At 42.6% G+C, this 14799-nt stretch carries 10 protein-coding genes; 7 read left to right on the forward strand and 3 right to left on the reverse strand.

Annotation, left to right across the window (positions count from 1 at the left end; translation table 11 throughout):
- Positions 1-421 precede the first annotated feature (421 nt).
- From AC3IRT_RS13515 to AC3IRT_RS13535, 5 genes are all read left to right on the forward strand, one after another.
- Positions 422-1255 carry a prephenate dehydratase gene (locus tag AC3IRT_RS13515; RefSeq protein WP_489393740.1) on the forward strand — a complete coding sequence of 278 codons (834 nt, stop codon included), beginning with the start codon at positions 422-424 and terminating at the stop codon, positions 1253-1255.
- Positions 1256-1290: 35 nt separating this feature from the next.
- On the forward strand, positions 1291-2397 hold the full coding sequence (locus tag AC3IRT_RS13520) for a chorismate mutase (RefSeq protein ID WP_489393741.1): 1107 nt from the start codon (positions 1291-1293) through the stop codon (positions 2395-2397).
- The gene (gene aroA, locus AC3IRT_RS13525; RefSeq protein WP_489393742.1) at positions 2397-3653 is read left to right on the forward strand and encodes a 3-phosphoshikimate 1-carboxyvinyltransferase; all 1257 of its coding nucleotides are present in this window, start codon (positions 2397-2399) and stop codon (positions 3651-3653) included. The genes AC3IRT_RS13520 and aroA overlap by 1 nt, the downstream gene beginning before the upstream one ends.
- Positions 3654-3753: 100 nt before the next feature.
- Positions 3754-4845: a chorismate synthase gene (gene aroC / locus AC3IRT_RS13530; RefSeq protein ID WP_489393743.1), complete on the forward strand. Its 1092-nt coding sequence runs from the start codon at positions 3754-3756 to the stop codon at positions 4843-4845.
- The gene (locus tag AC3IRT_RS13535) at positions 4835-5731 is read left to right on the forward strand and encodes an ROK family protein (protein ID WP_489393744.1); all 897 of its coding nucleotides are present in this window, start codon (positions 4835-4837) and stop codon (positions 5729-5731) included. The genes aroC and AC3IRT_RS13535 overlap by 11 nt, the downstream gene beginning before the upstream one ends.
- A gap of 73 nt (positions 5732-5804) precedes the next feature.
- On the opposite strand, the gene AC3IRT_RS13540 is transcribed toward AC3IRT_RS13535, so the two are convergent.
- Positions 5805-8222 carry an alpha-ketoacid dehydrogenase subunit alpha/beta gene (locus AC3IRT_RS13540; protein ID WP_489393745.1) on the reverse strand — a complete coding sequence of 806 codons (2418 nt, stop codon included), beginning with the start codon at positions 8220-8222 and terminating at the stop codon, positions 5805-5807.
- A 137-nt stretch (positions 8223-8359) separates the two neighbouring features.
- Here AC3IRT_RS13540 and AC3IRT_RS13545 point away from each other — a divergent pair, with 137 nt between their 5' ends.
- Positions 8360-9100 carry a hypothetical protein gene (locus tag AC3IRT_RS13545; protein WP_489393746.1) on the forward strand — a complete coding sequence of 247 codons (741 nt, stop codon included), beginning with the start codon at positions 8360-8362 and terminating at the stop codon, positions 9098-9100.
- Between the two features lie 26 nt (positions 9101-9126).
- Positions 9127-9600 carry an NUDIX domain-containing protein gene (locus AC3IRT_RS13550; RefSeq protein ID WP_489393747.1) on the forward strand — a complete coding sequence of 158 codons (474 nt, stop codon included), beginning with the start codon at positions 9127-9129 and terminating at the stop codon, positions 9598-9600.
- Between the two features lie 548 nt (positions 9601-10148).
- Here AC3IRT_RS13550 and AC3IRT_RS13555 read toward each other — a convergent pair.
- Both AC3IRT_RS13555 and AC3IRT_RS13560 read right to left on the reverse strand, forming a co-directional pair.
- The gene (locus AC3IRT_RS13555) at positions 10149-11600 is read right to left on the reverse strand and encodes a RagB/SusD family nutrient uptake outer membrane protein (RefSeq protein WP_489393748.1); all 1452 of its coding nucleotides are present in this window, start codon (positions 11598-11600) and stop codon (positions 10149-10151) included.
- Between the two features lie 12 nt (positions 11601-11612).
- Positions 11613-14768 (reverse strand): SusC/RagA family TonB-linked outer membrane protein, encoded by a 3156-nt coding sequence (locus AC3IRT_RS13560; RefSeq protein WP_489393749.1) that lies wholly within the window; start codon positions 14766-14768, stop codon positions 11613-11615.
- Positions 14769-14799: the final 31 nt, after the last annotated feature.

A 14799-nucleotide genomic window follows, 5' to 3' on the forward strand; every position in this document is an offset into this window, starting at 1 on the left:
TTACATCCATTTTTTAAACAAAAACAACAATAAAATTTAAAATAAAAAAACACTTATCAAAAACCTAAAAACACGTTTTAAATCAATCAAAAACACATAACACAACATTGAAGTCAAGTAATTCATTAAAATACACCAAAAAAAACAGTAAAAATACATCTATTTTATACTTAAAAAACAATATAAAAAATGAATAAAAAACAATGGTATTACGATAAAAAATTCAAATTATTTTGCAGTTATCAATTTTTGCGTTACTTTTGGAAACAGAACGAGACAAATGAACAGATTTTATACACAACCGTATTTTAGCTTCTTTTATTATCATGAATAATAATGGGGATACTATTGTGTACATACTATAAAAAGTAAACAGAGGTCCCGAAACAAAACGGGGCCTCTTTTTTTTGACTAAATCTACATGGAATCAGAGAAATTAAAGATTGCAATACAAGGCGTAAAAGGATCTTTTCACGAAGAAGCCGCTTACAAATACTTTGGTAATGATATTGAAACGTTGGAATGCGAATCCTTCAAAAGAACGTGCGAACTGCTGAAACAAGGTAAAGCAGACTTCGTGGTGATGGCAATCGAGAACTCCATTGCGGGAAGCATCCTACCAAATTATAATCTATTGCGCGATTATCGCTTCCATATTTTGGGCGAAGTACATCTGCATATCCAGCAACACCTACTAGCACTGCCGGGCACCAAGTTGGCCGACATTAAATTTGTAGAATCGCACCCTATTGCCATACGCCAGTGCGACGAATTCCTGAGTGAACACCCGGAGTGGATTGTGAAAGAAGGCATGGATACCGCCTCTAGTGCACAAAATATTGTTTCTGAAAAGCTGGCTAACACCGCTGCAATTGCTGGAGAGGCTGCCGCAAAAATATACGGTCTAGACATTATAGAAAGACGTATAGAAACGCATAAAAAGAATGCAACACGCTTCTTAATTCTTTCTAACGATGTAGTGGAACAGAAGAATGCGAACAAAGCGTCTTTATCTTTCCAGACTGGCAATGCCGTTGGTTCATTGGCCATCATCTTGCAATGCTTCGCCGAACAAAATGTGAATCTGAGCAAGATCCAATCGATGCCGGTGGTGGGCAAACGCAATGAATACGACTTCTACGTGGATGTAGAATGGAAGAAACAGTCGGATTATGACGCAGCGATCCGTAAAGTATTGAAGCACTCTGTGAATTTCAACATCATGGGCGAATACATTAAAAACGAGCGCGTTTAAATAATTTATCAGAAAAAAATAAAAACATATATACGATGAAACATTCATTAGACATCTTACCATTAAGTTCATGGATTGATACAGGCGATAAGCCTTTGGTAATTGCGGGACCTTGTAGTGCGGAAACCGAAGAACAAGTGGTATCTACAGCTCATTTATTGGCTAACACAGGTAAAGTGCACGTACTACGCGCCGGAATCTGGAAACCACGTACTCGTCCGGGAGAATTTGAAGGAATCGGAAGCATTGGCCTAGAGTGGTTGAAGAGAGCGAAAGCAGAAACCGGATTGCCAACAGCAACGGAAGTTGCGACCGCAAAACACGTGGAAGAAGCTTTGGCAGCAGGTGTAGATGTACTTTGGATTGGTGCGCGCTCTACGGCAAACCCATTCACGGTACAAGAAATTGCAGATGCATTACAAGGTGTAGATGTTCCGGTAATTGTAAAAAACCCGGTGAACCCTGACTTATCGCTATGGATTGGTGCTTTGGAGCGCGTAAACCGTGCGGGTATTAAGAAATTAGCCGCTATTCACCGTGGTTTCTCTTCTTTCGAGAAAACAGCTTTCCGCAACGAACCGATGTGGGATATTGCGATCCAATTGAAAACCATCGCACCAGAGTTGCCAATCATCAACGATCCAAGTCACATCTGTGGAAACCGTGAATTGCTACCGTACATCTCTCAAAAAGCGTTGGATATGGATATGCAAGGATTAATCATCGAGTCACACATTGACCCATCGGTAGCTTGGACAGATGCGAAACAACAATTGACGCCAGCAGCGCTTTCAGATATGTTGAGCAATATTGCGGTACGCCAAGCAGAATCTAACAACCCCGCATTTGAAGATAAATTATCGGAACTACGTCAGAACATAGACAAATTGGATAACGATATCATCAAAATGATCGGCGATCGCATGAAAATCGCAGAGAAAATCGGCGAGTACAAACGCGATAATAACGTAACGATCTTACAAGTAAACCGTTGGGATGAAATCGTACAAAAACGTGTACAACTAGCGAAAGCATTGAATATTGGCGAAGACTTCGCGGTGAAATACTTAGAATTGCTGCACAACGAATCTATCCGCAAGCAGAACGAAGTAATGAATAGCAAAACGATTGCAGAAGCATAATGAGCGACCTCAAAAAAGTCTCCTTATCGCATGCTAGCAAGACTATAAGCGGCACGGTGATGCTCACGGGTTCGAAATCCGAGAGCAACCGCGCCCTTATTATTCAGGCGCTTAGTCAAGGTAGCGTTCGCGTGGCCAATCTTTCGGAAGCAGCCGACACGGTCACGATGGGCGAAGCACTTGCTAGCGCAAGCGATTCTTCTTCTACGAACGATCGTACAAAGATCGACATTGGCCCTGCCGGCACAGCGATGCGATTTCTGACTTCTTTTTTAAGCTTATCGACAGGATCATTTGAGCTCACAGGTAGCGCGCGCATGCAAGAACGCCCGATAAAGCTGTTAGTAGATGCTTTGCAAACGATCGGCGCGGAGATCAGCTACGCGGCACAAAAAGGTTATCCGCCGCTGCACATCGATGGTCCATTCGAGCAAACGCAAACGGCAGTTTCCATTCCGGGCGATATTAGTAGTCAATACATTTCCTCTTTGTTGCTTATCGCAGCAGCATTACCAAAAGGATTGAATCTTCAGATCGAGGGTGAGCTTACTTCCAAACCATACGTAAGCATGACGTTAGATATGCTTCGCGAATCAGGCATTGAATATCAATGGAATGAGCAGACGATTAACATTCCAGCCCAATCATTTGGCGAAGCGACATTATATATAGAGCCCGACTGGAGTGCAGCATCTTATTGGTACGCGATCGTTGCTTTAGCAAAAGAAGGAACCTTATTTTTGCCAGGTTTGAAGAAAAATAGTTTGCAAGGTGATATTGCTATTGCCAATATCATGACGCATTTCGGCGTGCACACTACGTTTGAGGAAGATGGCATTACACTGCAAAAAGGCACATTGACTGGCGAACCTGTATTCTTAGATCTCAAAGAATGTCCAGATCTGGCGCAAACTATTGTCGTCATTGCGGCAGCGCTGCAGATCCCGACTACCTTCACCGGATTAGAAACCTTAAAGATCAAAGAAACGGATCGTATCGCAGCGTTGCAAAACGAAATTGGGAAATTTGGCTGCAAATTGCATGAAAATGATGGCATTTACACGCTCGATACAGCAGCCTATTTTGTACCGGAAGAGCTGGTAATCGCCACGTACGAAGATCATCGTATGGCAATGGCTTTTGCGCCGCTTGCGCTTCATTTTCCGCTAGTTACTATCGAGGAACCAGCGGTAGTCAACAAGTCTTATCCCGACTTTTGGCAGCACTTACAGAATCAACAATTTACCCTGGTTTAGTAATCACTCCGAAGATTACAACCATATCCTTACAAATAATTCGGCATCAAAAGCTACATTTTTGATGCCGAATTAATATATTTACAACCTAAACTTAACTATGGCAGGAAATTCTTTTGGCGATCTGTTCCGTATCACGACATATGGTGAATCTCACGGAAAAGCTATTGGCGTCATCGTAGACGGATGTCCGTCGCAGATTGATATTGATGAAGAATTCATTCAGGCGGAGTTGGACAAACGCAAACCTGGACAATCCAAAATCACCACGCAACGAAAGGAAAGTGATATCGCACAAATTCTATCGGGCGTATTTGAAGGAAAATCAACCGGCACTCCTATTGCGATCAACATTCCCAACGAAGATCAGCGATCCAAAGATTATTCACACATAAAAGATAAGTTTCGCCCTTCGCATGCAGATTACACCTATCAGGTGAAGTATGGCATACGCGATTACCGGGGCGGAGGCCGTTCTTCGGCACGCGAAACCGCAGCACGTGTAGCAGCTGGTGCCATTGCCAAACTATTCTTAAAACAGCATGGCATTGAAATCTTTGCCCATGTTTCTGGCGTAGGCCAATTGGAAGCGCCAAACCTTGACGTATCTGACCTGACGGAATTAGTAAATCTCCGCGAAAGTAATATTGTGCGATGTGCCGATCCGGCGACCGCCGCTGAAATGATCGAATTCATCGATCAAATCCGTAAGAACGGCGATACCGTTGGCGGCAGAATATCCACGGTAATCCGCGGATTACCAGTCGGCTTGGGCGAACCGGTATTCGACAAGTTACATGCCGATTTGGGAAAAGCTATGTTGAGCATCAATGCGGTACATGGTTTTGAATATGGATCTGGATTTGCCGGTTCAGAAATGCTCGGTTCGGAACACAACGATATTTTCATCGCCCAAGAAGGCAAACCAGCACGCACCAAAACGAATTTCTCTGGCGGTATACAAGGTGGTTTATCCAATGGGATGGACATCACTTTTCGCACCGCTTTTAAACCTGTGGCCACGATTATGCGTGACCAAGCTACTATCGACGAAAGTGGTAGTGAAACAACTATATCCGGCAAAGGCCGACATGATCCTTGCGTAGTACCACGCGCGGTCATCATCGTCGAAGCGATGGCTGCCTTGGTCATTGCCGATCATTTATTAAAATACCAATCTAATGCGCGATAACCGCTTTGTTCTAGCCTGTGATATTGGCGGAACGCATATAACTGCTGCTATTGTTGATACCGATAACTGGATTATTCTGGAGGATACCATTACGCGCCAGCACGTCGATTCTTCCTCAGATGCTAAATCGATTTTACAAAATTGGACGGATTGCATGCGCGTTTGCATAGCTACCAGTACTGAGGAAATTCGAGAGATCGGCATCGCGATGCCTGGCCCATTTGACTATGAAGAAGGTCGAGCTTTGATGATCGGGCAAACCAAATATGACAGCCTTTATAAGATGTTGGTTACACAGCCTATCAAAGATAATCTGGTCGGATTACACATCCAGAAGATCTCCTATATTAATGATGCCGCTGCATTTTTACAAGGCGAAATCTTTGCGCAAGGTCTGGAGCATAAAGATCGGATCTTAGGGATTACGCTGGGCACAGGATTAGGCAGTGCGGTATGGAGCAAAGGCGAAAAAGCTTTTGATGCCGCTTTGTGGGAAGCCCCTTTCCGTGATACGATCTTCGAAGAATTCTTGGTAACCAGATGGTTTACCAAACGTTTTGAAGAGCTTACAGGCATTCAAAAACCGGGCCTGAAAGAAATTTTAGAGCAGCACGGCAACCTTCCAGAAACCAGTACATTATTGGAAGAATACGTACAACATTTGTTGGACTTCCTAGCTTATTTCAGCGACAAACATGAAGCCATCAACTTTATTATTGGGGGCAATATTACCAAAGCTTGGGATAAGATTTGCATCGGTAAAAAAACAGCACTTGCTGCCTACAATATCGAACTCGGCAAATACCAAGAACATGCCGCTATAATCGGCGCGGCTTCGCTATTCAACGCTCCACAGCCAAAAGAGGCGGTCAGCAAAGCACAATAAAATAACAAAACAAAGGCAGTCGAAAGACTGCCTTCTTATTTTCTATTTCTTGATCTACAAAACTACCCGATGGCTAATAGATCGTAGGATATTTTTGCGGATTGGATTCACTAATCATAGCGTATACCGTTTCGATCACATCATCTACCGAAGGTTTGGTAAAATAATCTCCATCCGAACCATAAGGTGATCTATGTGCTTTGGCCGTTAGGGTTCGCGGTTGACTATCTAATAAATAATAACCTTGCTGATCTTCCAGAATCTGGCTGAGCAAATAAGCGGATGCACCGCCTGGGAAATCTTCATCTACCACCAAAAGCTTATTGGTTTTTTGTAAGGAAGTTGCACAGATCTTGTCTCGATCAAATGGCATCAGGTACTGTGCATCAATAATCTCTAAGGAGATACCTAATTTCTCTAGCTCCAACGCTGCTTCCTGCACCACACGTAAGGTAGAACCATAAGATACTACCGTAATATCCTGTCCTTCGCGCACGATCTCAGACACACCCAATGGCACAGTAAAATCACTCACGTTCTGCGGCATTTTCTCTTTTAACCGATAGCCATTCAAACATTCTACTACCAATGCTGGTTCATCTGACTTCAACAACATATTGTACATACCCGCTGCTTGTGTCATATTGCGTGGCACACAAAGATGAATACCGCGCAATGCACCCAACAAAACAGACATCGGAGATCCAGAGTGCCACACACCTTCTAAACGATGACCTCGCGTACGGATAATTAATGGCGCTTTTTGCCGTCCTTTGGTGCGGTAGCTTAAACTCGCTAAATCATCGCTCAACACAGGCAGTGCATACAACACATAATCCAAATATTGGATCTCTGCAATCGGTCGTAAGCCACGCATCGCCAAACCAATACCTTTACCAATAATGGTAGATTCTCGTATACCGGTATCAAAGACACGCGCTTCACCAAATTGTTCTTGCAAGCCGGCGAATCCTTGATTCACATCCCCTATTTTGCCCACATCTTCACCAAAGGCAATCACTCGTTCATCTTTTGTGAAATGCTCCTGAAAACAGGCATTTAAAATCTCTCGGCCATCTACGATAGGCGATTCGACATCGTATTCTGGCGCTACATCATCAATTAGCGACGGACTATGAATCGTATTGGAAAACAGAAAATCATTATATCTGTCTTGGTTAACCTTTTGCTGCTGATTATACCAGTCTAACAACGCTGTTTTGCCTTCTACAGCTTCACCACGCAATTCTCGCAATGCACGACGCACATTGCCATAGATTTCGTGTAGCGCGTATTCGGTCAATGATTGCAAGGTCTTCAGCGGCATCTCGATGCGCTCGTCCTTAATATTATTTAAGAGCGCTACAGCCTGATCAAAATCTACCTGTAAAAGTTGCTGATAATCGGCCCATGCGCGGCGTTGTTCAGCACGCACCTTTTCTTTGCTATCTCGCTCAATAGCAACAAGCATGTCTTCGGTTGCAATACCAGACTCCAACATCCAGTTCCGCATCTTCAGATTGCAATCGTATTCTTCTTCCCATTTCAAGCGATCACCGGTTTTATAACGCTCATGTGATCCCGAGGTAGAATGACCCTGCGGCTGTGTCATTTCACACACGTGCACGATGCAGGGCAAATGTTTCTCGCGCGCTAGATCGGCCGCTTTTTTATATACTTCACATAGTCCGGGATAATCCCAACCGCACACTTTAAAGATCTCGAAACCGACTCCGTGTTCATCCGTCTGAAATCCCTTGAGCACTTGTGAAATATCGGACTTGGTCGTTTGCACATCATTGGGCACCGAAATCCCGTAGCCATCATCCCAGATGGATACCACTAGTGGCAATTGCTTTACACCAATTGCATTGATTGTTTCCCAAAAGACACCTTCAGAAGTAGAAGCATTTCCAATATTGCAAAACACCACCTCGTTGCCATTATCAGAAAAATACTGTAAGTATCGAAGTGAAGTATTGTCCCGATAGTATTTGGATGCTAATCCCAAACCAACCGCACGAGCCATCTGTCCACCAGTGGTAGAAATATCGGATGTCGAGTTTTTTTGTTGGGTTTGATTCAGCCATTGGCCTTCTGCATCCAACAATTGTGTTGAGAAGTGACAATTCATTTGTCGACCTCCCGATGCCGGCTCGATGCCTAAATCTGGTGTGGCATACAGTTGACTAAAAAACTGATACACATTAGTGAATCCCAATGCCAGCGCCATGGTCTGATCGCGGTAATAACCAGAGCGCCAATCGCCGTTACGAAAAACTTTGGATAAGGCGATCTGCGCCAATTCTTTACCATCTCCAAAAATGCCAAACTTAGCTTTACCCGTAAGCACTTCCTTGCGGCCGAGCAAGCTCACCTGCCGGCTTTCAACTGCCAGTCGGTAATCACTAATTATCAGGTCACGAAACTCTTCGAAACTGAGCTTTGATGAATCAAAATCTACGGTGTGGGTCGCGTTCGTATTAGACATTATTAAATATGGTTTCTAACAAAAATAGTAAAATTTTATATCGTTCTCTGCACGATCCTCTAATTAAAAACCGCTATATTGACATAATTAAGACGAAATTCGGCAAAGATTCCTTAATTTTAGCCTCTTTAAACGATATGAGTACGATTCACTTTTTTGATGCCAATAAAAGTTCTTCCGGTTCTCTGGGAAACTTAGAAAAAACAATCAACTTGCAACATCTGCTGGAGATTCCTTTAGCTAATCGTGACCAAAAATGGGTCGCAGATTTCTTGGAGAATATCGACGAATGCAATCTGCAATTGGCAGAGCCTGAGGTCGCAGTAGCGAATGATAGTTTCGCGTACATGAATGCGCGCACGGTAGATCCTGAAACGAATTTTAAGGCCTTCGTGATCCGAAATGAATTGGACAGGATACTAGCCAATGGCTTTGGATTGGTCATCAACGCGCATAAGGATCAGCCCGATTGGATTTTCTCGCACGGAGATTTACTGAACTTGAAGCTCAACAACGAATTCTATACCGACGATAGCGCTTTCTCGGAGCATGGTAAAGATTTTGTCTTACCAAAAGATGAAAAAGTATTAGTTGGCCAACCATCAGAAGAAATCCTTCCCGCACAGACGCGCACACATATTAGAGAGTTTCTAGCGTACTCGGGTATGAGCAATAGCAAAGTGATGCTGATCGCGCGCAATTATGAGGACGAGAGCACGATGACACAAGATTTAATATTTAATACTACCCCCAAATTATTTCCGACTCAGGATGCCTATGTACAAGTAATGAATACCATTTCTTGGTTTTTGCCAAGGCATTATTCGATTGCTGGTGTAGACGAATTGAGTGTAGATTCTGGCTTCGAGCAAATCTAATATCAAATCTAAAAAAGAAAGCAGACATGTTCTTATTCAACGTTAGGGTATACGGGATATTGGTGAATCAGCAGAATGAAGTACTCATCAGCGATGAGCAAGTCGACAACTTTGCCTTCACCAAATTTCCGGGTGGTGGATTAGAATATGGAGAAGGCTTAATCGATGCACTGAAAAGAGAATATCTGGAAGAATGTAATCTGGAGATCGAAGTGATTCGCCATTTATACACCACTGATTTTTTTGAAAAATCATCTTTCAACGATAGTCAGATAATATCCATCTACTACCTGATAAGACCGAGATCTGGACAAAACTTAACATTAGATCACCCCATGTTTGCACCAGTTCCTATGCCTGCGGCAGACAATCCCGACAAAGAAATCTTATTTCGCTTGATACCAGCCACGAGAGACAATGCGAAAATATTCACATTTAGGACCGATAAAGTCGCTTGGGAAACATACATTTCGGAGAATTCGAAGGAAGTTACACCATAAATTTCCCTAAAAAAACGTTTATAAAAATTTTAATAAACTCATTTACAGGTATTTATATAAAATATGAGTTTCTGTAACGTTTTTTTTTCAATCCTATTGTATAATCTCGCAATACTATTTATCTTTATGTATCGCTAAACGAAAAGTCTCGGTAATATGCATAAACGTTTTACTTAGTACTGTTTAGCCTTTTAGATTCGAAAAACACCTAGTTCCATAGGGTTTTTATTAATAGTTAGTGTGATTATAGGCGATACTCCCCGTATCGCCTTTTTTAATGCCTCAATAGGGTTTAACCATTTTTTAATATTTTACCTCAAAAAAGAAAATAATTCCAGTATAGAATTATTATACTCCAACATATATTAGCACAAAAAAGAAGATTTTTCTCAGTAAAACCCGGATAACTTTTGAAGGCATTATCGATTATAGTACACAAAAAATCCCCTCGCAAGCCATACTCCAATGTGAGTCTTGTTGCAAGGGGAATCTTCCTATTCCCAAATCCGGCAGTATATAATGGGGCTAGCGTATACTACGGTATATACCTAATAATCACTATTTTGAATGAGCACACCGCCGCTTCTATCTATCTGACTCTGCGGAATAGGCCACAAATAGAATCGTTCTTGAAAATTGTACTGAATGATGCCATCTTCGACTGCATTCAATACTGCGCCTGCAATCCGCCATCTTTTGAGATCGAAATAACGTGTTCCTTCAAATGCGAGTTCCAACCGTCGTTCCGACCGAACTAATTCTCTGAATTCTTCTTTTGAATACGTTGGTTCTAGATCAGTCAATCCGGCTCTTCGCCGTATCGCATTGATCGCTGTATAGCACTCCGGCGTCGGACCAGTAATCTCATTTTCTACTTCGGCAAAGCTCAATAACACATCCGCGTAGCGAAACATCACCCAGTCTTGAGCACTTCTAGTAGAGTAGTCGTACGGAATGTTTTCAGGTGTTAAGAATTTTTTGACGCCATAGCCCGTGGGCATATTGTTAGATGGCAAATGCGTTCTACCGGTTCCAAAGTCTACCACATTTTGAAAAATACTCGCCTCCTTGCGTAAATCATCCTCTTCAAATAAAGACACAAAACTAGGCAATGGACTTACGCCAACCCAATCGCCATACCATTGATCCATCGCTGTAGCATTATTAGGCGCTAAAAACTTAACCGAAAAGATGATCTCTGGATTCCCTTCTTGGCGATTATCACGAAATACATCATGGAATACTGGAGATAATTGATAACCCGCAGACATGATCTGTCTTGCCAAATCTCGAGCTTGGGTCAAGACAGGTACATTTGGTGTGCCATCGCTGTTATAAGCAGTATAAATAAGGACCCGTAATCGGAGCGCCTGAGCCGAAGATTTGACCACTCGCCCACCTCCCTGCGCATACGTGACATCCGGAAGTAGTTCAATGGCGCGATCTAAATCTTGATAGATGAAATCTAAAATCTCGGGAGCACTTGCTTTTGCCTGTACAAAATTATCAAGATCAAGCGCCTTGTCTACCAATGGTACATCGCCATAGCAAGCATACAGCATATAGTAATAGTAAGCGCGCATAAATTTGGCTTCGGCCTCATAAGAATGTCTCAGATCCCCGGAGAGAAAGTCGCCTTCATAGCGATCCAGCTGTCCCAAAAAAATGTTGACCCTGGCTATTCCTGAATAGGCATGAGAATACACATCCGAGATAAAACCGCCTAACGATGCAGAGATTTCTCCAGCAGCAATATCTCGAGCTCGGTTAGAATTATGTTGGCTATAGCCATTATCGGTGATAAGATCCCAATCTGGAGATCCATAGGAGAATATGGGTGTTTGTAACTTGCCATAAATAGCAGTCATCGCCATATCAAAATCGTTTTGCGTATTCCAAAACTGGCTGGCAGAATATTTATCTAGTGGATCCCGATCAATACTACAACTCGCGAGCAGTACGCCTACTAATACTGTAACTATATATTTGAACTTATACATGTATTTACTATTTTAAAACTGTACGTTAATGCCGAATGAATAAATCTTATTTTGTGGATACGTCAAAAACGTACCGCTGCCGCCACGTTCAGGATCTAATCCCGGGTAGTTGGTCCAGGTAATTAAGTTATCTCCAGAAAGAAATACTCTGAATTTCTCGATGCCAATTTTAGCCAACGACTCCTGCGTAAACGTATATCCCAGACTCAAGTTTTTTAGGCGTAGATAACTGGCATTGCGCAGGAAATACGAAGATGGTCTTGAAAACTTCTGCGGGGAATCCCAACCAAAATATAGTCTTGGCATCGTAGTAGATGGATTATCTTCCGTCCACCGGTCTCTGATATCTGTCGTTGGAGCAGACCCTTGCACGAAAGGCATGATTCCCCAATTATTCAAGAAGATATTACGCCCTTGTACTCCCTGAAATAGCACCGATAAATCAAAGTTTTTCCAAGATACACTTCCATTTACGGCGTACTGAAACTGCGGGAAAGCGCCATCCATGTGTACTCTATCGTTATCATCAATTTTTCCGTCGCCATTTTGATCGCGATACATCAAATCGCCTGGCAACGTATTGTCATTATATTGCTTTGGTGCGGAAGCAATTTCATCTGCGTTTTGGAATATCCCTACTACTTCTAGCATGTAGAATGTATCCCATGGTCGGTTGTTTTCTTTGATCGTCCATTGTCCAATCTCGGGAGCACCAAAATTCATGACGGTATTTTTAAAATGATCGATGTTTCCACCAACGCTGTATCTCAGACCTTCAAACAGACCCGATTTGACTTGGTTCTGATAGTTGACGGCGACCTCAAAACCGCGGTTTCGAACGGTTCCTGAATTAATAAAGGGAGCACCAAGACCAACCAAATCCGTAAGTTGAATATTCCGTAAAATATCGCGCGTATCTTTCTGATACCAATCAAACGTAATGTCCAATTGATTGAAAAGTCTGATATCTACACCGAAGTCATAAATGGCAGTTTTCTCCCACGAGATTACCCGGTTAGGTAAATTACCTTGCGCTACCCCTGGGGATAATTCAGAATTATCAAAGGAATAATCTCCCGTAAAATCATACAGATCTTGGTATGGATAAGGATAATTGCCATTAATATTGATGTTTTGATTACCCAGCAATCCATAAGAGCCCCGCACTTTCAGCTCATTCAGCCAACTGAAGCTTTCATTGTCTCGGATGAAAGATTCTTGCGATATCCTCCACGCGCCAGAAAAGGAAGGGAACACGCCCCACCGTTGCTCAGAACTAAATCGCGAAGAGCCATCGTATCTAAAATTACCTTCGAATAGATACTTATCCGCAAAGTTGTAATTTAATCGGCCGAATAAGGATTGTAAAGCCCATTCATACGTAGACCCATCGTTTCTTAAAACAGATAGCCCTCCGGCATTTAATTCCCGCAATGCCCCACCATAAAAATTTTGCCTATATCCACCTAGAAACTGATTCTGGTTGGCCTCATAGCTATATCCTACTTGTGCACCTACCGTATGAAAATCAAGAAATTGATCCTCATATTTTAAATAGGAAAACATATTGGTATATCTATTTTCGCGACGTGTTTTCTGAAGCCCTAGCTCGCCGACATCTAAATTGGTCGCAAAATCTCCCGATCGAAAATTGTACAATGGAACAGTGGGGCGCCAGTCCGATTCATTATCAAAATCGCCAACGATGGCCGCCTTTCCATACCAACTCAAATTATTGGCAATCTTAGCATCAAACCATCCCTGAATGTTTATCGAGTAATCTCGGTTTTTGTAAAACGCTTCATTATCAATAACAGCTAACATGTTTTTATTATTGATCTCAAAGTCATAAGCTTTATGCACATATCTACCATCTGCCAATTGAGGAGCGTACGTCGGAGCTTGCGACAGCGCTCCAATGAATGCATCTTCGCCGCCTTGTCTTGGTCTTTGGGTATTGCCTTGCTTGGCACTAATATTACTTCCTATTTTTAGCCAATCGTTTACCGTCGAAGTTAGGTTCAACCGCATATTGAATCGTTCATAGTTGAATCCCATAAAAACGCCCGGCTGATTCACATAGCCCATAGACAGATTATATTGGGTTTTTTCGCTACCACCATTAACACTCAGATTGTGCTGCTGCACAAAAGCGGGATTGAAAAATATATCAAGCCAGTCGGTATTCGGATACTTGGTAAAATCTGTTGCATTGCGGTATAAATCTATATCCTCCTTCGAGTACAGTCCTCTATTGATACCTGTATTCAATTTCGCTTCATTAAAAAGCTCCATGTATTCGGCTGAATTAGTGATCAAGTCGAACATCTTTGTCGGCATATGGATCGCTAAATTATTGCTGTATTCTACAAATGTGCGACCGACAATGCCGCTCTTCGTCGTGACTAAAATGACTCCGTTAGCTGCTCGTGAACCATAAATGGATGCCGAAGCTGCATCTTTCAAGACAGATACGTTATCGATATCGTTTGGATTGAGATCGGTCAAGCTTCCTTCCACACCATCTATGAGAACCAATGGATTGTTTCCCGCTCCACTAAAAGTGCCTTGGCCACGCATGCGTATTGTTAGATTTTCATTACCAGGCTCACCACCTCCTTGTACGATGCTTAACCCGGCGACTTGTCCTTGAAGCATCGCACCCGCATTGGTAACGGGGCGCCGAACCATATCATCACCTTTCACGGAAGCCACTGAACCCGTCAAATTTGCTTTCTTTTGCGTGCCAAAACCCACCACCACAATCTGATCTAACGTCTCGGAAGAGGCTTCTAACACGACATTTATAAATTCTTCTGAGGAGACAGTTACTTGTCGATCTTGATATCCTATCGATTTAAAGGTGAGTATATCGCCTGTGGCCGCTGCAATGGAGAACGAGCCATCCGCATCTGTCGAAGTGGCAATTGTACTTTTTGCAGAGGTTATAGAAACACCTTGAATGGCTGTTCCGTCTTCCGTGGTTACTTTTCCCTGAATAGTTCTTTGTGCTACATCTGGACGAATCGGCTCATTCGAAATATATTTCAAATGCGACACATCGTATCCAACAACCACACTATAGGGCGTGATTAATGCAAGCAGTACCATGGCAATACCGCGCAGGATTGCCAGCCCCCTTTTCAGGGGGTATTTTTTTCTCATCATATCTATTAATTGTTTAGGTTTATATCAGGTG

Source organism: Sphingobacterium sp. KH_072 (assembly GCF_057837975.1).

Excerpts from the sequence above, each read along its gene's own strand:
- AC3IRT_RS13545 (WP_489393746.1), top strand. The coding sequence starts at position 8,360 with ATGAGTACGATTCACTTTTTTGATGCCAATAAAAGTTCTTCCGGTTCT.
- AC3IRT_RS13560 (WP_489393749.1), bottom strand. The coding sequence starts at position 14,768 with ATGATGAGAAAAAAATACCCCCTGAAAAGGGGGCTGGCAATCCTGCGC.
- AC3IRT_RS13535 (WP_489393744.1), top strand. The coding sequence starts at position 4,835 with ATGCGCGATAACCGCTTTGTTCTAGCCTGTGATATTGGCGGAACGCAT.
- AC3IRT_RS13550 (WP_489393747.1), top strand. The coding sequence starts at position 9,127 with ATGTTCTTATTCAACGTTAGGGTATACGGGATATTGGTGAATCAGCAG.
- AC3IRT_RS13520 (WP_489393741.1), top strand. The coding sequence starts at position 1,291 with ATGAAACATTCATTAGACATCTTACCATTAAGTTCATGGATTGATACA.
- AC3IRT_RS13515 (WP_489393740.1), top strand. The coding sequence starts at position 422 with ATGGAATCAGAGAAATTAAAGATTGCAATACAAGGCGTAAAAGGATCT.
- AC3IRT_RS13555 (WP_489393748.1), bottom strand. The coding sequence starts at position 11,600 with ATGTATAAGTTCAAATATATAGTTACAGTATTAGTAGGCGTACTGCTC.
- aroA (WP_489393742.1), top strand. The coding sequence starts at position 2,397 with ATGAGCGACCTCAAAAAAGTCTCCTTATCGCATGCTAGCAAGACTATA.
- AC3IRT_RS13540 (WP_489393745.1), bottom strand. The coding sequence starts at position 8,222 with ATGTCTAATACGAACGCGACCCACACCGTAGATTTTGATTCATCAAAG.
- aroC (WP_489393743.1), top strand. The coding sequence starts at position 3,754 with ATGGCAGGAAATTCTTTTGGCGATCTGTTCCGTATCACGACATATGGT.